Source organism: Streptomyces sp. NPDC040610 (genome assembly GCF_055594065.1).
Window position 1 is genome coordinate 330,372 of the sequence record NZ_JBVIXA010000002.1, and the last position, 17,865, is coordinate 348,236.

The following is a 17,865-nucleotide window of genomic DNA, read 5'->3' on the forward strand; positions in this document are numbered from 1 at the left end:
GCCCTACGCCGGGACGCGCGGGCTCACCAGCATGCGGATGTCGTCGGCCGCCCAGAGCACGAACCGTTCGACCGGTGTCACCTCGTGGCCCGGCACGGGCCGGAACCGGAAGCGTTTGAGCAGGACGGCCAGGATCAGTTGGGCCTCGACCACGGCCAGGTTCGCGCCCTCGCAGCTCCGCGGGCCGATGCCGAAGGGAATATGGGCGAGCCGCGGCCGCTTCGCGATCTCCTCGGGCGTGAACCGCTCGGGGTCGAACCTCTCCGGCTCGGGCCAGTGCTCGGGGTTCATGTGGACGGCCCAGAAGGGGTAGAAGACCGTCGCCCCCGCGGGGATCTCGTAGTCGCCGACGACGAGGGCGTCGGTGGTCTCGCGGGCGCCGTAGGGGCCGGGCGGGTAGAGCCGCATGGACTCCTTGAGGACCATGTCCAGGTACGTGAGCCCGCGCAGGTCGGCGTAGTCGGGCGCGGCGCGGTCGCCGAGCACGCGGTCCAGTTCGTCGGTGACGCGCGCGGCCGCGTCGGGGTGGCGCGCGAGCAGATGCAGGGTCCAGGAGACGGCCACGCCCGTGGTGTGGTGGGCGGCGAGGAGGGTCACCATGACGGTGTCGCGGATCCGCGCGGGCGGTTCACCGGCCTCGACGAGCGCCCCGATCAGATCGCTGCGGTCCGTGCGGTCGTCGGAGCGGTGCGCCGCGACCACCTGGTCGACCGTCGCGCGCAGCTGTGCCAGGGCCGCTTCGGCGCGCTCGGCGCGTTCCTCCTGGGTGCCGGGGACCGGAACCTCGTAGAGCCGTCCCAGGTATTCGGTGAGGACGTCCTCGAACGCGGTGATGACGCGGTCGGGGTCGGCGGCGCCGCTGCCGCCGAGGGCGTACTCGCAGATCATCCGCAGGGTCAGCGCCGTGAGGTCCTTCTGGAGTTCGACGGGCTCGCCGTCGGCCCGCGCGGCCCAGCCGTCGGCGAGGTCCGTGGTCAGTGCGGTGAAGGTCGCGAAGTGCCGTTCGTGGGAGGGGCGTCCGGCGAACACCGAGAGCAGGATCCGTCGCCACGGCGTGTGCTGGGCGGCCGGGACGACCTGGAGGTTGTCCGCCTCGCACAGCGGCGCGAGGAACTCGAACAGCTGGTCCGGGCGTTCGTTGAGGTGCGCGGTGGCTTCGAGGAGCACGGGGTCGGCGACGGAGACGGCCGTCTCCGTGCCGGGCAGTTGGAACCGCACGACGGGGCCGTACTCGGCGTGGAGCCGCAGTTGGTACCGGTGCAGCCCACCCGCCTCCGTGACGGCGCCCACGCCGCCGTCCGGCCGGGGAGCGGGGCCCGGTATCTTCGTCATGCCCATGGCCGGATTTCCTCCTCGTGCAGCCGCCCCACCAGAAAACCCCCACCCCGCGGGCCAGTTCCACTCCATTCGAGCCATTCGAGCCTCGGATACCAGCCCCTCGCCCGGACGGGCCGCCCGCGCACCCGTCAGGGCCGCTCGCGGCGCCGCCCTTCGGGGCGGTCGCCGGGGTCGGCGTCGCGTGCCGCCCGATAGCGGGTGATGAGCGCGGTCAGCTGCGGGTTGAAGCCCTCGGCGGCTTCAAGGGCGGCGTCCGGCAACGGGTCGTCCGGGGCATAGCCGAGGGCGGGCTTTCCGTCGAGGTGTCCGCACAGGGCGTCGAGGTGGTCCAGGAGGGCCGCGTTCCGGGCCTGCTCGGGGGTGAGGGAACGCAGCCACGCGTAGCGCTCGGCGGGTGCGTCCGGGCAGGGCGGCAGTTCCCGGCGCAGGCCTTCGGCGCGCGCGGACAGGGTGTTCCACACCGGCAGTCGCAGGGCCGCGACCAGGTCGCCGGGTGCGGCGCGCGTGGTGGTGGTCATGCGTCCACGTTCGCAGGGGGCACTGACATCGGCGGGGAGGCGGGGCGGGGATTTTGCGGTTGCAGCGGGGAGTGAGGGCCCTGCGGGGCATTCCCCGATCCCGCCCCTTCCCGAAACCGGGGCTCCGCCCCGGACCCCGTATCGGCGCTCCGCGCCTCGTCCTCAAACGCCGAAACGGGCTAGCTATAGCCCCTCCGGCGTTTGAGGAGCGGGGGTCTGGGGCCGCGCCCCCAGTTTCGGGAAGGGGCGGGATCGGGGAGCCCCCGGCGAGCAGCTCGCGGTGAGCACGGCCCGGTGGACGGCCCGTGCGAGCCGTGCGCCCCACAGTGACCTCGGCCCGGCGAAGGCCTGCACCTCGTCCCCGGCCCGGGGCACGCGCGCGGCCACGCACACCGCGTCCGTGGGCGTGCCCGAGCAGTCGTGGGAGGCGTCCAGGAGCGCCTGCACCTTGGCCTCCGTGGCGGTGGCGACGGCGTTCACCAGGGCCGCGTCGGTCAGGGCCGTCGGCAGCGCCACGACGATGTTGATCGTGCCGGGGCGCGCCAGGAGCAAGGACCCCTCGTCCGGGGCCGCCGCCCAGCCGCGCACCCTGACGCCCGCGGTCACGACCGCCTCGACGCCCCCGTCGGCGGCGTGGGCGTACGCGGACACGTCGGCGGCGGTCATCAGGCCGACGCCGGGCCCTTCGGCTCCCGCCGCGCGGGCGAGGTCCGTCAGGTGCCGCTCCGGGTCGGTGCGCCGATAGCCGTGCGAGACCTGCGCGTTGAGCACCCAGGAACGCTCCCCGATACCGCCGCCCAGGACGGCGCTGCTGACCATCCGCCAGCCCGGCCCGGCACGCCACAACAGCGCCCGCAGCCGCTCCCCGTCCTCGTCCCTCGTACACATCTCCGGAGACAACAGGCCGGATTGCGCGGGACTCGGTATGGCGGAGGGCACGGGCAAGGACCTTTACGGAGAGACTGGGCGGCAGGTGATCGTACGCCGTTGCCGTCGCCGTCAGCTTCCGCGCCCCGCGAGAAGCACCGCCAGAACCACGCCTCCCCATAAGCACCGCCTCCAGAAGCACCGCCCCAGGAGTAGCGCCATGTCCGTCTCACTCGTGCTGTTCACGTCCGACCTGCGGCTGCACGACCATCCCCCGCTGCGCGCCGCGCTCGACGAGGCGGACGAGATCGTGCCGCTCTTCGTCCGGGACGACCGCGTCGACGCCGCCGGATTCGCCGCGCCCAACCGCCTCGCCTTCCTGGCCGACTGTCTGACGGCGCTGGACGAGGCGCTGCGCGAGCGCGGCGGGCGGCTGGTCGTGCGCTCCGGGGACGTGGTGGAGCAGGTGGGAGCCGTGGTCGCGGAGACGGGCGCCGGGTCGGTGCACATGGCGGCCGGAGCCAGCGGCTTCGCGCAGGCGAGGGAGCAGCGGCTGCGGGCCGCCCTCGCGGAGCGGGGCTGCGCCCTGCACGTCCACGACTGCGTGGTGACGGCCGTCGCGCCGGGCGCGGTGACCCCGGCGGGCAATGACCACTTCGCCGTCTTCACGCCGTACTTCAAGCGCTGGTCGCAGCAGGGCGTGCGGCACGCCGTGGCCGCCCCGCGCACCGTCCGCGTCCCGTCCGGCCCCGCCTCCGAGCGGGTGCCGTCGCGCGCCGACGTACGGGAGGTGTCGCCGGGGGTGCCGCCCGGTGGCGAGGCCACGGCGCGGGCCCGGCTCGCGGCGTGGCTGCGTTCGGGGATCGCGGGCTACGCGGACGGCCACGACGATCTGGCGGGCGACCTGACCTCACGGCTCTCCCCGCATCTGCACTTCGGCACGCTCTCGCCCGTGGAGCTCGTCCACCGCGCGGCGAAGAAGGAGGGGCCGGGTCGGGACGCGTTCGTACGCCAGTTGTGCTGGCGGGACTTCCACCACCAGGTGCTCGCGGCCCGGCCGGGCGCGGCGTCGGCGGACTACCGGGACCGGCACGACCGCTGGCGCGACGAGCACGAGGCCGCCGACGACATCGAGGCGTGGCGGCGGGGGCGCACCGGGTTCCCGGTCGTGGACGCCGCGATGCGGCAGCTCGCGCACGAGGGGTGGATGCACAACCGCGGCAGGCTGATCACGGCGAGCTTCCTGACGAAGACGCTGTACGTGGACTGGCGGGTCGGCGCCCGCCACTTCCTGCGCCACCTGGTGGACGGCGACATCGCCGCCAACCAGCTGAACTGGCAGTGGACGGCGGGCACCGGCAACGACACACGCCCGAACCGCGTGCTCAACCCCGTGCTCCAGGGCAGGCGCCACGACCCGGACGGGACGTACGTACGCCGCTGGGTTCCCGAGCTCGCGGAGCTCGACGGCGCCGCGGTGCACGAGCCGTGGCGGCTCACCGGCCCGGACCGCGCCCGGTTCGACTACCCCGAGCCGGTCGTCGTCCTCGCCGAAGGTCTGGCGCGCTTCCGGCGGGCCCGGGGCCGCGACTGAACCAATCGCTCCGCTTGTTCCGGGGGTGGCGTCCGGGCCCGCGTGGGGCACCGTGAATGATCGAGGTCATGCTCCTCGAGTTCCTGTCCGTCGCCGCCCTGATCGTCGTACTGGTGTGCGCCGTCGTCCGTCCCTTCGGGCGGCCGGAGGCGGTGTTCGCCGTGCCCGCCGCCGCCCTCGTCATCGTCACGGGGGCGATCCCGCTGGACGACGTGCGCGACGAGGCGGCCCGGCTCGGGCCGGTGATCGGCTTCCTCGCCGCCGTCCTGGTGCTCGCCAAGCTGTGCGACGACGAGGGGCTCTTCCGGGCCTGCGGCACGTGGATGGCCCGCTGGGCCCGGCACCGGCCGCGGCGCCTCCTCGGCTCGGTGTTCGCGCTCGCGTCGGTCGTGACCGCCGCGCTCAGCCTGGACGCGACGGTGGTCCTGCTGACTCCGGTGGTGTTCGCCACGGCCACCCGCATGGGCACCTCCGCCAGGCCGCACGCCTACGCCTGCGCCCACTTGTCGAACACGGCGTCGCTGCTGCTCCCGGTGTCGAACCTGACGAACCTGCTCGCGTTCACCGCGACGGGCCTGACGTTCACCCGCTTCGCGCTCCTGATGCTGCTTCCCTGGGCGGCCGCGATCGCCGTCGAGTACGTCGTGTTCCGCCGCTACTTCGCGGCCGACCTGGACGCGCCCACCGACGACGACGGGGCCGATGAGCGCCCGGAGGTGCCGCTGTTCGCGCTGGTGACCGTCGCCGCGACGCTCGCCGGGTTCGCTGTGGCCTCCGCGGTCGACGTCGACCCCGCCTGGGCGGCGGCGGCCGGCGCGGCCGTCATGGCGGTACGCGCCCTGGCCCGGCGGCACACCACACCGGCGGCGATCGTCCGCTCCGCGGGCCTGCCGTTCCTGGCGTTCGTCCTCGCCCTCGGCGTCGTCGTGCGCGCCGTCATCGACAACGGCCTCGGCGACGCGCTCGGCCACGCCCTGCCCGACGGCACGTCCCTGCCCGCGCTCCTCGGCACCGCCGCGCTCGCCGCCGTCCTCGCGAACCTGATCAACAACCTGCCCGCCGTGCTCGCCCTCACCCCGCTCGCCGCCACCTCCGGCCCCGGAGCGGTCCTCGCCGTCCTCCTCGGGGTCAACATCGGCCCCAACCTCACCTACGCGGGCTCCCTGGCCACGCTGCTCTGGCGCCGCATCACCCATCACCACGAGCACGACGTCCGGCTCAAGGAGTTCACCGTCCTCGGGCTCCTGACGGTCCCCGCCGCCCTGGTGGTCTCCACCCTCGCGCTGTGGGCATCGTTGCGGGTCATCGGCACCTGAGGGCGCCCCGGCGTGTCCAGGGCCCGGCGTCATCCAGGGCCCGGCGTGTCATCAGCGCGGGCAGGGGCGGCCGTGGTCGCGGGCCTCGCTCGCCATGGTGATGGCCGCGTCGAGGCGGTCCCTGGTCTCCAGCATGCCGGTGATCTGCCCGTCGATGCGGGCGCGTTCGGCGCGCAGCAGCTCCAGGACCTGCGGGGCCACGTCGTCGGTCTCGATGCAGGGCAGCACTTTCACGACGGTCCTGCTCGTGAGACCGGCCGCGTACAGCTGCTGGATCAGCCGGACGCGGTCGACGGCCGCGGCCGGGTAGTGGCGCTGGCCGCTGGGGCTGCGGTCCGCGGACAGCAGGTCCTGCTCCTCGTAGTACCGCAGCGCCCGCACGCTCACGCCGGTCGCAGCGGCGAGTTCGCCGATCCTCATGAGCCCCTCCTCCGAGTCCCGCGCGGCCCCACCGGTCGCGCTCCGCCGCCCGCCGTCCGCCCTCCGGCCAGGCCCGTCGCCGACGACACTTGCCTCTGACGTCAACGTCAGGTTTTAGCGTAGCCGACGCACCACCCCGCACGCGCCGGTACTACGCGAAGGACACCACTGTGACCAGCCTGTTCGACAGTTTCCAGCTCGGGGGCCTGACGCTGCCCAACCGCCTCGTCATGGCCCCCATGACCCGCGCCCGCGCCTCCGCCGACGGCATCCCCGGCGAGCTCACGGCGACGTACTACGCGCAGCGCGCCACCGCCGGGCTCATCGTCACCGAGGGCGTGCAGCCCAGCCTCACGGGCCAGTCCAACCCCCACACCCCGGGCCTGCACACCGACGCGCAGGTCGCCGCGTGGCGGCCGGTGACCGACGCCGTCCACACCAACGGCGGCCGCGTCTTCGCCCAGCTCATGCACGCCGGGCGCGTCGGCCACCCCGATGTCGCCGGGCACCACCCCGTCGCGCCGTCCGCGATCGCCCTCGACGCCACCCTGTACACCGGCCCCAAGGGCCGTCAGGCCGCCCCGGTCCCGCGCGCGCTCAGCACCGCCGAGGTCGGGGGCGAGATACGGGTCTTCGCGGACGCCGCCAGGCGCGCCGTCGACGCGGGCTTCGACGGCGTCGAACTCCACGGCGCCAACGGCTATCTCATCCAGCAGTTCCTCTCCGCCAACACCAACCGGCGCACCGACGCCTACGGCGGATCGGTCACCGGCCGCATCCGCTTCGCCGTCGAGGCGACCGAGGCCGCGGCCGACGCCATCGGCGCCGACCGCGTCGGCCTGCGCCTCTCCCCCGGCGGCAGCGTCTGGGGCATCGCCGAGGACGACGTGCCCGAGCTGTACGCCGCCCTCGTCGCGGCCCTGGCGCCCCTCGGCCTCGCCTATCTGCACGTCCTCACCGGCACCGACGAGGACACCCTCGTCGCGCTCCGCAAGGCGTGGCCGGGCGCCTACATCGTCAACCCCGGCGGCCAGATCGGCCCGCGGACGGGCGACCGCGCCGACGGCGAGCACTGGCTCGCCCAGGGCGCCGACCTCATCAGCTACGGCCGTGCCTTCCTCGCCAACCCCGACCTCGTCGAACGCTTCCGCGCGGACCTGCCGCTGCACACCGCCGACCCGGACACCTGGTACCAGGGCGGCACGTCGGGCTACGCCACCTTCACCAGCTACCAGCACTGACCGCGTAGTGATGGGGGGTGCCCGCGTCCGGGCACCCCCCATCACTACGCTCACCCCAATGGGGCTCGACATCAACGTGCTGATCGCCGACTGGTCGTGGCTCGGGGAGATGCCGCCCCGGGAGCGGCTGCCGCGGTTGCGGAACGCGTGGTACGCGGACGAGACGGGGCTGTGGGACGTCGGCCCGGAGGCCGCGCGGGCGGTCGAGGGGGACTGGGAGTGGCCGCGCGGGTCCGGCGGCCCGGTCTTCGGGATCTACGAGTTCCGGGGCACCCTCGGTTCGTTCAAGGCGCACTTCTGGGCCGGGGAGCGGTGGGAGGCCGTACGCGGCCACGCCGACCCGGTGCCGCGCTCCGCGGTGGACGCCCTGCTGCTCGGGCTGATCTGGAACGGCCTCGACGGCGAGGCCGAGCACACGGATCCGGGCTTCTTCGCGGATCCTGGCTCCCCCCGCGACGCCCCCGCCGTCCCCCACGGCGTGCTGCTCGCACGGTCGCCGGACAGCGTGCGACACCTGGCGGCGGCGTGGGAGCGGCTGCGGCCGCTCCTGTGCGGGCTGCGCGAGGCCTTCGCCGTCCACTCCGCGCAGGCTCCTGGAGACGGGTGGGTGCGCACCTTCGACGAGTTCAGCGACCTTCTTGAGGACTGGGGGCGCGTCCTCGCCGAGGCGGACCGGCGCGGGTGGTGCGTGGTGGGGCTCAGTGAATAGGCCGGGGGCGGCGGCCACCGGATGTGCCCGCGCTCCGGCCGAGCCGCACCCAGCCACCTCCCCTGATCCACCTCCCCCCACCCACCACCCACCCCTCCCATCCACCGCACACGATCGGAGCGTTGATGACCGAGACGGACCACGACCGCCTGCCCGACCACGACGACCGCTTCCTCGACGCCGTGGCCGACCGGCTCGCCGCCCTCCCCTCCGTGCACGCCGTCGCCCTCGGCGGCTCGCGGGCCCAGGGCACGCACACCCCGGACAGCGACTGGGACTTGGCGGTGTACTACCGGGGCCCTTTCGACCCGGACGACCTGCGGGGCATCGGCTGGTCCGGTGAGGTGTCCGAGATCGGCGGCTGGGGCGGCGGCGTGTTCAACGGCGGCGGGTGGTTCACCATCGACGGCCGGGGCGTCGACGTCCACTACCGCGACCTCGACGCGGTCGAGCACGAACTCGCCGAGGCCCGCCAGGGCCGGTTCCGCTGGGAGCCGTTGATGTTCCACCTGGCGGGCATCCCCAGCTACCTGGTCGTCGCCGAACTGGCCGTCAACCGGGTGCTGCGCGGCACGCTCCCCCGCCCCGAGTACCCGCGGGCGCTGCGCGCGGCCGCGCCGCCGGTGTGGCGGCAGCGTGCCGCCATGACCCTGGACTACGCCAAGTCCGCCTACGCGCCGCGCGGCCAGGCCACCGAGGCCGCGGGCGCCATCGCCACGGCCGCCCTGCAGTCCGCGCACGCCGCCCTCGCCGAGCGCGGCGAATGGGTCACCAACGAGAAGCAGCTCCTGCGCCGGGCGGGCCTGCGCGACATCGACGCGGTCGTGGCGCGGCTGCGACCCGACGACCCCGCCACGTTGAAGCAAGCGGTCGCCGAGGCGGAGGCGCTGCTGCTGCCATGAGTGATCGCGTACAGGACCAGGAGGCGTTCCGGGCGTCGGCATCACGGTTGGTCGCGGCGCGCTACCCGCACGCTCTGGGCGCGCTGCTCGGCGGCTCGGCCGCGCGGGGCCGCGCCTCGACGACCAGCGATCTGGACGTGGCGGTGCTCCTGCCCGACCACGACCACAGCGGCCGGGAGGTGGTCCGGCACGAGGGCCGCCCGGCCGAGCTGTTCCTCAACACCGTCGCCGACCACGTCCTGCGCGAGGCGGCACACCTGCTCACCGCCCACCACAACGCGTGGACGGGCATCGGCAAGTGGCTCCCGCGCAGGCTCCTGAGCGCGGACCCGGTCCTGGGCAGGGCACTCCTGGACGGCCATCGGGCCGTGGCCGAACACTCCGACCCCACCGTCCTCGCCGCGGCCGCGGAGCAGGTGCTCGGCCTTCTGGGCGGCCCCGTGCGCGAGGGATACGCGCACCGCTGGAAGCCGTGATCGGGGTCCGACGCACCGGACGGGGTGCCCTCAGTGTCGGCTCAGCATCGGCAGCAGCAGGGCCGCCGACCAGCTGAAGTTGGGTGAGTTCAGGGGTACGCCGGTCAGGGGGTCGTAGTTCTCCATGACCGGGCTTCGGGCCGACAGGCCGTGGGCCGTGGTCAGGAGGCGGTTCGTGAGGGTGCGGGCCTGTGCCACGTGGCCGTAGCGTCGCAGGCCCGCCTGGGCGAAGTACGCCTGGTCCAGCCAGACGGGGCCGCGCCAGTAGCGCTGCGGGGCGAAGTAGGGCGAGCTGCGGGCGACGGTCGGGAACGGGACGGGCGTGGCGAACTCGCGCGGGTCGGTGAGGCGGTCGCGTACGGCGGCGGCCTGTGCGCGCGACGCCGTGCCGGTCCACAGCGGGATGGCGCCCTCGATGCCCCGGCCCCGCGCGGTGAGCCGTGCGCCGCCGTCGAGGGCGATGTCGTGGAACCAGCCGTCCCCGGGGTCGTACATGTGCTCGCGCACCGCCCGGTGCGTGGCCTCGGCCCGGCCGCGCCAGCGCCGCTCCCCCGAACGGTCACCGGTCGCGCGGGCGATGTCGGCGAGGTGGTCCTGGTCGGCGGCGAGATAGGCGTTGAGGTCGACGGACTCCTGGGTGAGGGAGTAGCCGGTGACGGAGCCGGAGGCGTCGCGGTTGGTGACGACGGAGGTGCCGAGGGCGGCGTCGAAGCGCGGCGCGTTGTCCATGCCGCTCTCCCAGGCGGCGGCGAGCCTGCGCTCCTCGGGGCTGTCGTTGGCGGGGTCGACGGTCGCGCCGTACTCGGCGAGCCCGTCGCGGTCGTGGTCACGGTTGCGGTACCACCAGGCCTGGTACGCGGCCAGCTTCGGGTACATCTCGCGCAGGAAGGCACGGTCGCCGCCGCGCCGGTAGACCTCCCACACGGCCCAGGCGGCCAGCGGAGGTTTGCTGTTGCGTTCGTTCCAGTTGCCGCCGCCGTCGGCCTGGTCGTTGTAGAAGACGGCGTCGGGGATCATGCCGGCGTCCTGCGGCCGGGTCGCCGATGTCGGCCGGATCTGGTGGTCGAACATGGCGCGGATCTGGGACTGGGCGAGCCGGGGGTCGAAGCGCGCGGTGCCGACGGCCTGTTTCCAGGTGTCCCAGGACCAGATGCCGCCGGTGAACCACTTGTAGGAGATCGAGGGGCTGATGGCGTCGTGCCGGATCCGCCCGGCGGCGGAGCGCCAGTTGGTGACGAGGGTCTCCAGCGACTTCACGGCGAGGCGGCGCCGGTCGGCGGGGACGCCCCGGGTGACGGCGGCGACGTAGCGGCGCCAACGCGCGTCACCGGATGCCGTGTTGGCGGCCGGGTGGGCGAGGACACGGCGTACCGCGGACGCTTCGCGGGTCCGCTCGGCGGCGGTGAACGTGTAGCTCTCGGTCCAGTCCAGGCTGCGGGCCGCTCCGGGGGCGAGCGTGAGGGGCGCGGCGAGGTCGCTGCGGTAGGTGTCGCCCGTGACGGTGGTGCGGACGGGCTCGCGGTGGGTGACCTCGAAGCGTTCGGTGCCGTCGGTGAGGTAGTCCCACTTCTCCCGGACCCGGGCGAAGCCGACGGCGACACCGCGGGCGGTGGCGGCCAGGGCGGGCGCGTCGCGCTGGGGCGGCGCGGCGGGGCGCAGCAGGGTGCCGGTCCAGCCCGCGCCGAGGGTGCGCGGTGCCCGGCCGGTGTTGTGGATCCGGGCCCGGACCAGGGCGGTCCGGTCGGTGGCGAAGCACAGGTCGAGGGTGAGCCGCAGGCCGTCGAGGCGGTAGGTCTGGCGCAGCGCCCCGGGCAGCGAGGTGAGGCGCGGTGCGCCGCCCGCGCCGAGGTCGAGGGCCTGGCCCGCCTCGGTGAGCCGGATCCGGCTGAAGGACTTGCTCAGCCACCAGGGGTACTCCTGGGCGATGTGCAGCGGCCCGGTGAAACCTCCGTACGTGGCCGGATCGTCGGTCGACGGCAGCGCGTAGGCGTGCCAGGCGCCGCGGTCGGCGAAGACGTTGACCGGGTTGAACTCGCCGGGCTGCGCGGCGGCCGGGACGCCTTGCAGGTCGAGGACGTCGGCGTACGAGGAGGGGGTGCCCGTCGCGCGCGGGTCCGCCGCCGGGGCGGCGTGCCGTGCGGAGTCCTGTCGTGTCGCGTGTGCCGGTGGCGGCCCGTGGACCGGTCGCGCCGCGTCGGCGGCGGGGGCGAGGCCGACGGCCAGGGTGACGGCGAGGGCTGCGGCGGTCAGGGCGCGCGGGCGGGAACGCAACGTGCGGGTCTCCGAACTGTGGTGTGGGGACGGGGAGATGGCCGGGGTGTGCGGACCCGGCGTCGCCTCCGCGCGGTGACCGCACGGAGGCGACGGGACTGGCTGGGTGCTACTCGGTCGTGCGAGTCGGGCGGCGGGGTGCTCAGACGCCCGCGACGCTCTGGATCCAGGAGCGGTACGCCGTCACGTTCGTGTACGCGGTCGTGGTCTGGCGGTCACTGGTGGACGCCACGCCGACCTGGATGCCGTTGGCCATCATCGGGCCGCCCGAGTCGCCGCCCGCGGTGATGCCGTTGCCGCGCCGGGCGCAGATGGCCTGGCCCTGGTAGGCGTCGCGGCAGCCGCCGGTCACGACGACGTTGGCGACCTTCAGGAGCTGCGACTGGCAGTTGATCTCCTGGCCGCACTGGGAGGTGGCGCCCCAGCCGTACACCTGCACGGTCTGGTTCACCTGCACGGAGCCCGGGTTGCCGAGGCGCGCGTAGGTGCCCGCCACGGAGCGGTCGAGCTTGACCAGGGACAGGTCGGAGCTGGCGTTGTTGTGGACGCTGACACCGTTGGCCGTGGTGCCGCCCGAGGTCTGGTCGAGGCTGCCGATGCGGAACGAGAGGCCGCCGCCGCTGACGCAGTGCTTCGCGGTGAGGATCCAGGTCGGGGCGATGATGGTGGCGCTGCAGGTCTGCCGGCCGTTGGAGAACAGGCGGGCCGCCCAGGGCGCGTTGCTGGCGTAGCCGCCGCCGATGATCGGCTGGGCGGAGGTGCCGGATGCCACGGTGGGTGCGTTGGCGGACGGCGCCGTCTGGGCCGCGGCCGTGGGGGCGAGCCCCAGGACGGCGAGGGCGGTGGCCGCGAGCGCGGGGACGAGTCTGGATATTCGCACGTTCGTCTCCATTGTGTGGGGGATGAAACGTCCTGCGATAAGGACGCGACCGCATAGGTATGCGGGTGGAGCGCACACGCGGAAGGCGGGTTTCCCCTGGCGCGTGCATGCCATGCTCGGCTGGGGTGAATGTGGCAGAGGAGTCACGGAGGACGCAAGAGGTTGACCGCCGAAATTCCCTCGCCATAGCGACCCCTAGGGCGAGTTGGGATCTGTTTCGCAGTTCACTGTTGCGATGTGACCTTCAATCACCTGCCCGGAGGGGCGCGGCGCGAAGGACACCGCGAAGCCCGTAGGAAGGGCCGCGGATCGACTGCGTGAGCTTGCGTCTGCCCGCATGCCCAAACGGGGCATCTTGGTCTGGACCATTCTGTACGCAGACGCCGCCACCCTGACAACCGCCTTTTGCGACAAGCCTGTTGACTCCACACGGGCACGCGACGCCGGGTCGATGTCTTCAACAAGTCAAGGAACTCCGGTCACTTCCCTTGACGAGGGATGCACCCGGATGAAGCATGCAACGCGAGAGAGCGCTCCCATCACCCCCACGTGTTCATTTCCTGAACTAGGAGAGTGCCCCATGTCCGCTTCCCCAGCCCGCAGGTCCGTCCTCGGGGCCGCCGCCGCGTCCGTGCCCGCACTCCTCGCCCTGTCCAATCCGGCGGAGGCCGCGCCCCCGGCCGCGAAGGCCAGGAGAGCCGACAAGCCCCGGCTGCCCGGTGGCGGCGACCTCGGCCCGAACGTCATCGTCTTCGAGCCGTCCACGAGCGGGATCCAGGCCAGGCTGGACGAGATCTTCAAGAAGCAGGAGTCGGCGCAGTTCGGCACGGGCCGGTACGCCCTGCTGTTCAAGCCCGGCACGTACCACGGCCTCAACGCCCAGATCGGGTTCTACACCGCCATCGCGGGCCTCGGCCTGTCCCCCGACGACACCACCATCAACGGCGATGTCACCGTCGACGCGGGCTGGTTCGACGGCAACGCCACGCAGAACTTCTGGCGGTCGGCGGAGAACCTGGCGCTGGTCCCCGTCAACGGCACGAACCGGTGGGCCGTGTCGCAGGCCGCGCCGTTCCGCCGCATGCACGTGCGCGGCGGCCTCAACCTCGCCCCCACCGGGTTCGGCTGGGCGAGCGGCGGCTACATCGCGGACAGCCGCGTCGACGGCGAGGTCGGACCGTACTCGCAGCAGCAGTGGTACACCCGCGACAGCGCCGTCGGCGGATGGCGCAACGCCGTCTGGAACATGGTGTTCTCCGGCGTCGAGGGCGCCCCGGCGCAGAGCTTCCCCGACCCCCCGTACACGACGCTCCAGACCACCCCGCTCTCCCGCGAGAAGCCGTTCCTCTACCTGGACGGCGCCGAGTACAAGGTCTTCCTGCCGGAGCTGCGCACCAACGCCCGCGGGGTGTCCTGGGGCAGTGGCACCCCGCGCGGCACGTCGGTGCCCCTTTCGCGGTTCTACGTCGCCCGGCCCGGGGTGTCCGCGGCCACCCTCAACCAGGCCCTGGACGAGGGGCTGCACCTGCTGTTCACGCCCGGGATCTACCACCTGGACCGGACGGTCGAGGTACGGCGGGCGGGCACCGTCGTCCTCGGGCTCGGCTACGCCACCCTCATCCCCGACAACGGCGTGACCGCCCTGAAGGTCGCCGACGTCAACGGGGTGCGCCTGGCCGGGCTCCTCATCGACGCCGGTCCGGTCAACTCCCCCACCCTGCTCGAGGTCGGCCCGCAGGGAGCCGCCGCCGACCACTCCGCCGACCCCATCACCGTGCAGGACGTGTTCATCCGCATCGGCGGCGCGGGCCCCGGCAAGGCCACCACCAGCATGGTCGTCAACAGCCGCCACACCATCGTCGACCACACCTGGGTCTGGCGCGCCGACCACGGCGACGGCGTCGGCTGGGAGACCAACCGCGCCGACTACGGCGTCCGCGTCAACGGCGCCGACGTCCTCGCCACCGGCCTGTTCGTGGAGCACTTCAACAAGTACGACGTGCAGTGGTACGGCGAGCGCGGCCGCACGATCTTCTACCAGAACGAGAAGGCGTACGACGCCCCCAACCAGGCCGCCATCCAGAACGGCAGCATGAAGGGCTTCGCGGCCTACCGCGTCGACGACTCCGTGACGACGCACGAGGCGTGGGGCCTGGGCAGCTACTGCTACTACAACGTCGATCCGAGCATCGTCCAGCACCACGGCTTCGCCGCCCCGACGAAGCCCGGGGTGAAGTTCCATCATCTGCTGGTGGTGTCGCTCGGCGGCAAGGGCCAGTACGAGCGCGTCATCAACGACACCGGCGCCCCGACCTCGGGCACGTCGACGATCCCGTCCAAGGTCGTCTCGTACCCCTGATCCCGTACCCCGGAGCGAAGGGGCTGGACAGGTCTCTCGTCCAGCCCCTTCCTCCGAAGCCTGCCTAGCCGACGGCCACGGCGCCGCGCAGCGCCTCACGCACCGTCGCGATCACCTCCGCCGCGCGCGGGCTGAGGTAGAAGTGCCCGCCGCGGAACACCTGGAGGTGGAACGCGCCGGTCGTGTGGTCGCGCCACCGCTCGGCTTCCGGGACCGTCGTCTTCGGGTCGTCGTCGCCGGTCAGGGCGGTGATCGGGCAGTCGACGGTCGTGTCCACGGGGCCGTACGTCTCGATGGCCCGGTAGTCGCTGCGGATGGCGGGCAGCACCATCCGCAGCAGTTCCTCGTCGCCGAGCACCTGGGCGTCGGTGCCGCTCATGGCCTTCATCTCGGCGACGATCCCGTCGTCGTCCCGCTGGTGGACGTTCTCCTCGCGCCGCGTCGACGGCGCGCGCCTGCCGGAGGCGAAGAGCAGCGCGGGCTTGTGGCCGCGGGCCTCCAGCCTGCGGGCGACCTCGAACGCGAGGACCGCGCCCATGCTGTGCCCGAAGAACACCACCGGGCGGTCGAACAGCGGCTCGACGACGGGGGCGATCCGGTCCGCCAGCACGCCGATGTCGTCCACGTTCGGCTCGTGCCGCCGGTCCTGGCGGCCGGGGTACTGCAGCGCCGTCACGTCGCAGCCGTCGGCGAGCGCGGCCGAGACAGGGAAGTAGAAGCTCGCCGATCCGCCCGCGTGCGGGAAGCACACCAGCCGGACCGGGGCGTCCGCTGCGGGGTGGAACCGGCGGAGCCAGAGGTCGCTGCCGTCGGCAACTGTCATGTTCTTCGTCCATTCTGTGTCGTTGTCGTACGGGGAAGGGGTCGGCGCCCCGGTGCGCGGGGCGACAAGACCCCCTGGTCCAGAGGGTCTTGTCGCCCGGCCCTACTGGGAGTCGGCGCCCGGACCCTCGTCCAGCCAGGCTCGCACGGCGCGCGCGGTGGACTCGGAGCGGTCCTCCATGATCGTGAAGTGGTCGCCGGGGACGTGGGTGTCCTCGTGCGGGAACGGCCAGTCGGGCTGCCAGTCGTCCTCGGTCTCCATGGCCTGCGACTCCCCCGGCGGGAAGGTCGCGTGCACATACAGCGTCGGGGTCTCCACCGGCTCGGGCTCCCAGTCGCTGAACACACGCAAGTAGCCGCCCTGCCCGGTCAGTTGCGCGCCGTTCATCATCGCGAACGCCTCGGTGGTGGTGCCGCGCGCCTGGAGCGCCGCGTACAGCCGGTCCTCGAAGGAGGTCGTCGCGGTGTACGTGTCCACGAGGACCGAGGCCACCGGCGCGCGGCCCTGCCGTTCGAGGAGCGCGGCGACGGCGTTGACCATCCACCCGCCCGACGAGTACCCGGCGAGGACGAACGGCCGGTCACCGGCCGCCCTGCGCACTGCCTCCGCCTGGTAGCGGACGACCGCGTCCCGCGTGGCGGGCAGCAACTCCCCCGCGCCGAAGCCGGGGTTGGGCAGCACGGTCACGTCCCGCTCGCCCGCGAACACGGGGGCGAACCGGGCGTAGTAGTGCGGGCCGGAGGGCGCCATCGTCGGCGGGAAGCACAGCAGCGGGACACCGGGGCCGGTCGCCAGGGTGACCGGCGGCAGCGCGGGCATCCCGTCCGGCTCGTCGAACACCTGCCGCAGCCGCGAGGCGGCCTTCACCATCTCCCACGCCTCGTCCTCCAGGCCGAGTTCGTACGCCTGCCGGTACAGGCCCGTGAGCGAGTCCTCCAGCGCCGACGACGCCGGAGCGGCGGAGGCGTCGCCGACCGCCGAGGCGAGTTCGCGCCGCAGGTACCCGGCGAGCGCCGGTCCGGTCGGCTGGTCGAACACGACGGTGGTGGGCAGGCGCAGACCGGTCACGGCCGCGAGCTGGTTGCGCAGTTGCAGCGCGGTCAGGGAGTCCAGGCCGAGCTGGGTGAGGGTGCCGGAGACGTCGAGGCCGTCCGGCGCATAGCCGAGGACGGCCGCCACCTGGTCCCGGACGAGGCGCAGCAGTTCGCGCTCCTGCTCCTCCTCCGTCAGACCGGCGAGGCGCCGCGCCAGCGGCTCCTCGTCCACGGCGGCGGCCCTCGTGGCGCGCGGGCGCACGAGGCCGCGCAGCAGCGGCGGCACCGTGTCGGGCCCGCCGCGCAGGCCGCCGGCATCGAGCCGCATCGGCACCACAAGGGCCTCGTCGGCGGCGCAGCCGAGGTCGAACAGGGCGAGGCCCTGTTCCTCGGTCAGGCCCGCGACGGCGGAGCGGGACATCCGCGCCACGCCGGTCCCCGCGAGGTGTCCGGTCATCTCGCTCGCCGTCTCCCACAGGCCCCACGCCAGTGAGGTCGCGGGCAGACCCGCGGCCCTGCGGTCCTGGGCGAGCGCGTCGAGGAACGCGTTGGCCGCCGCGTAGTTGCCCTGGCCGGGGCCGCCGAGGATGCCCGACACCGAGGAGAAGAGCACGAACGCCGACAGGTCGAGGTCGCGGGTCAGCTCGTGCAGGTGCCAGGCCGCGTCGACCTTCGGCCGGAACACGCCGTCGATCTGGGCGGGCGTCAGTGAGCCGATCGTGGCGTCGTCGAGGACGCCCGCGGAGTGCACCACGCCGGTCAGCGGGTGGTCCAGGGGCACCGCGGCGAGCAGCTCCGCGAGCGCGTCCGGGTCGGTGACGTCGCAGGCAGCGAGGGTGACGTGCGCACCGAGGCCGGTCAGTTCGGCGTGGAGGGCCTCGGCGCCGGGGGCGGCCGCGCCGCGGCGGCTGGCGAGGACGAGGTGGCGGACGCCGTGCTCGGTCACCAGGCGCCGGGTGACGAGGCCGCCGATCATGCCGGTGGCGCCGGTCACCAGGACGGTGCCGCCGGGTGTGAACGCGAGCGGGGCCTCCGCGTCGGACGGCCGCGAGCGGGCGAGCCGCGGCACCAGCGCGTCACCGGCGCGCACCGCGGCCTGCGGCTCGGCGCCCGTGAG

General features: G+C 73.6%; 15 protein-coding genes and 2 pseudogenes. 7 read left to right on the forward strand and 10 right to left on the reverse strand.

The annotated features are described in order from the left end of the window. Positions 1-3: 3 nt before the first annotated feature. The 3 genes from ACZ6AA_RS08290 to ACZ6AA_RS08300 all read right to left on the reverse strand — a co-directional run bounded on the left by ACZ6AA_RS08290 (position 4) and on the right by ACZ6AA_RS08300 (position 2,744). Positions 4-1,332: a cytochrome P450 gene (locus ACZ6AA_RS08290; RefSeq protein WP_468457581.1), complete on the reverse strand. Its 1,329-nt coding sequence runs from the start codon at positions 1,330-1,332 to the stop codon at positions 4-6. A 134-nt stretch (positions 1,333-1,466) separates the two neighbouring features. Continuing rightward, positions 1,467-1,856 carry a hypothetical protein gene (locus ACZ6AA_RS08295; protein WP_468457579.1) on the reverse strand — a complete coding sequence of 130 codons (390 nt, stop codon included), beginning with the start codon at positions 1,854-1,856 and terminating at the stop codon, positions 1,467-1,469. A gap of 183 nt (positions 1,857-2,039) precedes the next feature. Continuing rightward, positions 2,040-2,744, reverse strand: a complete 705-nt coding sequence (locus tag ACZ6AA_RS08300; RefSeq protein ID WP_468457578.1) for an adenosylcobinamide amidohydrolase — start codon at positions 2,742-2,744, stop codon at positions 2,040-2,042. A 199-nt stretch (positions 2,745-2,943) separates the two neighbouring features. On the opposite strand from ACZ6AA_RS08300, the gene ACZ6AA_RS08305 reads away from it, so the two are divergent. Together ACZ6AA_RS08305 and ACZ6AA_RS08310 are read left to right on the forward strand one after the other, a co-directional pair. Further along, positions 2,944-4,317 (forward strand): cryptochrome/photolyase family protein, encoded by a 1,374-nt coding sequence (locus ACZ6AA_RS08305; protein WP_471456932.1) that lies wholly within the window; start codon positions 2,944-2,946, stop codon positions 4,315-4,317. A gap of 68 nt (positions 4,318-4,385) precedes the next feature. Further along, positions 4,386-5,633, forward strand: a complete 1,248-nt coding sequence (locus ACZ6AA_RS08310; protein WP_468457574.1) for an SLC13 family permease — start codon at positions 4,386-4,388, stop codon at positions 5,631-5,633. Between the two features lie 51 nt (positions 5,634-5,684). On the opposite strand, the gene ACZ6AA_RS08315 is transcribed toward ACZ6AA_RS08310, so the two are convergent. Continuing rightward, positions 5,685-6,053, reverse strand: coding sequence for a MerR family transcriptional regulator (locus ACZ6AA_RS08315; RefSeq protein WP_468457572.1), 369 nt, complete (start codon positions 6,051-6,053; stop codon positions 5,685-5,687). Positions 6,054-6,223: 170 nt separating this feature from the next. Between ACZ6AA_RS08315 and ACZ6AA_RS08320 the strand changes: the two genes are divergently transcribed. From ACZ6AA_RS08320 to ACZ6AA_RS08335, 4 genes are all read left to right on the forward strand, one after another. Next, entirely contained in the window at positions 6,224-7,294 is a 1,071-nt protein-coding gene (locus ACZ6AA_RS08320) for an alkene reductase (RefSeq protein ID WP_471456935.1), read from the forward strand. A gap of 58 nt (positions 7,295-7,352) precedes the next feature. Next, positions 7,353-8,003 carry a hypothetical protein gene (locus ACZ6AA_RS08325; protein ID WP_471456937.1) on the forward strand — a complete coding sequence of 217 codons (651 nt, stop codon included), beginning with the start codon at positions 7,353-7,355 and terminating at the stop codon, positions 8,001-8,003. 125 nt (positions 8,004-8,128) lie between these two features. Beyond that, positions 8,129-8,905, forward strand: coding sequence for a nucleotidyltransferase domain-containing protein (locus tag ACZ6AA_RS08330; protein WP_471456939.1), 777 nt, complete (start codon positions 8,129-8,131; stop codon positions 8,903-8,905). Next, positions 8,902-9,381 (forward strand): nucleotidyltransferase domain-containing protein, encoded by a 480-nt coding sequence (locus tag ACZ6AA_RS08335; protein ID WP_471456941.1) that lies wholly within the window; start codon positions 8,902-8,904, stop codon positions 9,379-9,381. The genes ACZ6AA_RS08330 and ACZ6AA_RS08335 overlap by 4 nt, the downstream gene beginning before the upstream one ends. Positions 9,382-9,411: 30 nt before the next feature. Here ACZ6AA_RS08335 and ACZ6AA_RS08340 read toward each other — a convergent pair whose 3' ends face one another. Further along, on the reverse strand, positions 9,412-11,652 hold the full coding sequence (locus ACZ6AA_RS08340; RefSeq protein WP_471456943.1) for an MGH1-like glycoside hydrolase domain-containing protein: 2,241 nt from the start codon (positions 11,650-11,652) through the stop codon (positions 9,412-9,414). A 142-nt stretch (positions 11,653-11,794) separates the two neighbouring features. Further along, a complete protein-coding gene (locus tag ACZ6AA_RS08345; protein WP_468457560.1) occupies positions 11,795-12,532 on the reverse strand; it encodes a S1 family peptidase in 738 nt (245 codons plus the stop codon). A 580-nt stretch (positions 12,533-13,112) separates the two neighbouring features. Between ACZ6AA_RS08345 and ACZ6AA_RS08350 the strand changes: the two genes are divergently transcribed. After that, positions 13,113-14,891 carry a coagulation factor 5/8 type domain-containing protein gene (locus tag ACZ6AA_RS08350; RefSeq protein ID WP_471456946.1) on the forward strand — a complete coding sequence of 593 codons (1,779 nt, stop codon included), beginning with the start codon at positions 13,113-13,115 and terminating at the stop codon, positions 14,889-14,891. A 64-nt stretch (positions 14,892-14,955) separates the two neighbouring features. Here the strand turns inward: ACZ6AA_RS08350 and ACZ6AA_RS08355 are convergent, their stop codons facing one another. The 4 genes and pseudogenes from ACZ6AA_RS08355 to ACZ6AA_RS08370 form a co-directional block, all read right to left on the reverse strand. Beyond that, entirely contained in the window at positions 14,956-15,714 is a 759-nt protein-coding gene (locus ACZ6AA_RS08355) for a thioesterase II family protein (protein WP_468462684.1), read from the reverse strand. A 102-nt stretch (positions 15,715-15,816) separates the two neighbouring features. Then, positions 15,817-16,584: an alpha/beta fold hydrolase gene (locus ACZ6AA_RS08360; protein WP_471457839.1), complete on the reverse strand. Its 768-nt coding sequence runs from the start codon at positions 16,582-16,584 to the stop codon at positions 15,817-15,819. Between the two features lie 186 nt (positions 16,585-16,770). Beyond that, positions 16,771-17,205, reverse strand: a pseudogene (locus ACZ6AA_RS08365) (acyl carrier protein); the annotation flags it as partial. A 72-nt stretch (positions 17,206-17,277) separates the two neighbouring features. Continuing rightward, positions 17,278-17,724 (reverse strand): annotated as a pseudogene (locus ACZ6AA_RS08370) (SDR family NAD(P)-dependent oxidoreductase); the annotation flags it as partial. Positions 17,725-17,865: the final 141 nt, after the last annotated feature.

What these genes read in the sequence shown, in the direction of transcription:
- ACZ6AA_RS08290 (WP_468457581.1), bottom strand. Translation starts at nt 1,332, where the DNA reads ATGACGAAGATACCGGGCCCCGCTCCCCGGCCGGACGGCGGCGTGGGC.
- ACZ6AA_RS08295 (WP_468457579.1), bottom strand. Translation starts at nt 1,856, where the DNA reads ATGACCACCACCACGCGCGCCGCACCCGGCGACCTGGTCGCGGCCCTG.
- ACZ6AA_RS08300 (WP_468457578.1), bottom strand. Translation starts at nt 2,744, where the DNA reads ATGTGTACGAGGGACGAGGACGGGGAGCGGCTGCGGGCGCTGTTGTGG.
- ACZ6AA_RS08305 (WP_471456932.1), top strand. Translation starts at nt 2,944, where the DNA reads ATGTCCGTCTCACTCGTGCTGTTCACGTCCGACCTGCGGCTGCACGAC.
- ACZ6AA_RS08310 (WP_468457574.1), top strand. Translation starts at nt 4,386, where the DNA reads ATGCTCCTCGAGTTCCTGTCCGTCGCCGCCCTGATCGTCGTACTGGTG.
- ACZ6AA_RS08315 (WP_468457572.1), bottom strand. Translation starts at nt 6,053, where the DNA reads ATGAGGATCGGCGAACTCGCCGCTGCGACCGGCGTGAGCGTGCGGGCG.
- ACZ6AA_RS08325 (WP_471456937.1), top strand. Translation starts at nt 7,353, where the DNA reads ATGGGGCTCGACATCAACGTGCTGATCGCCGACTGGTCGTGGCTCGGG.
- ACZ6AA_RS08330 (WP_471456939.1), top strand. Translation starts at nt 8,129, where the DNA reads ATGACCGAGACGGACCACGACCGCCTGCCCGACCACGACGACCGCTTC.
- ACZ6AA_RS08335 (WP_471456941.1), top strand. Translation starts at nt 8,902, where the DNA reads ATGAGTGATCGCGTACAGGACCAGGAGGCGTTCCGGGCGTCGGCATCA.
- ACZ6AA_RS08350 (WP_471456946.1), top strand. Translation starts at nt 13,113, where the DNA reads ATGTCCGCTTCCCCAGCCCGCAGGTCCGTCCTCGGGGCCGCCGCCGCG.
- ACZ6AA_RS08355 (WP_468462684.1), bottom strand. Translation starts at nt 15,714, where the DNA reads ATGACAGTTGCCGACGGCAGCGACCTCTGGCTCCGCCGGTTCCACCCC.
- ACZ6AA_RS08360 (WP_471457839.1), bottom strand. Translation starts at nt 16,584, where the DNA reads ATGGTGAAGGCCGCCTCGCGGCTGCGGCAGGTGTTCGACGAGCCGGAC.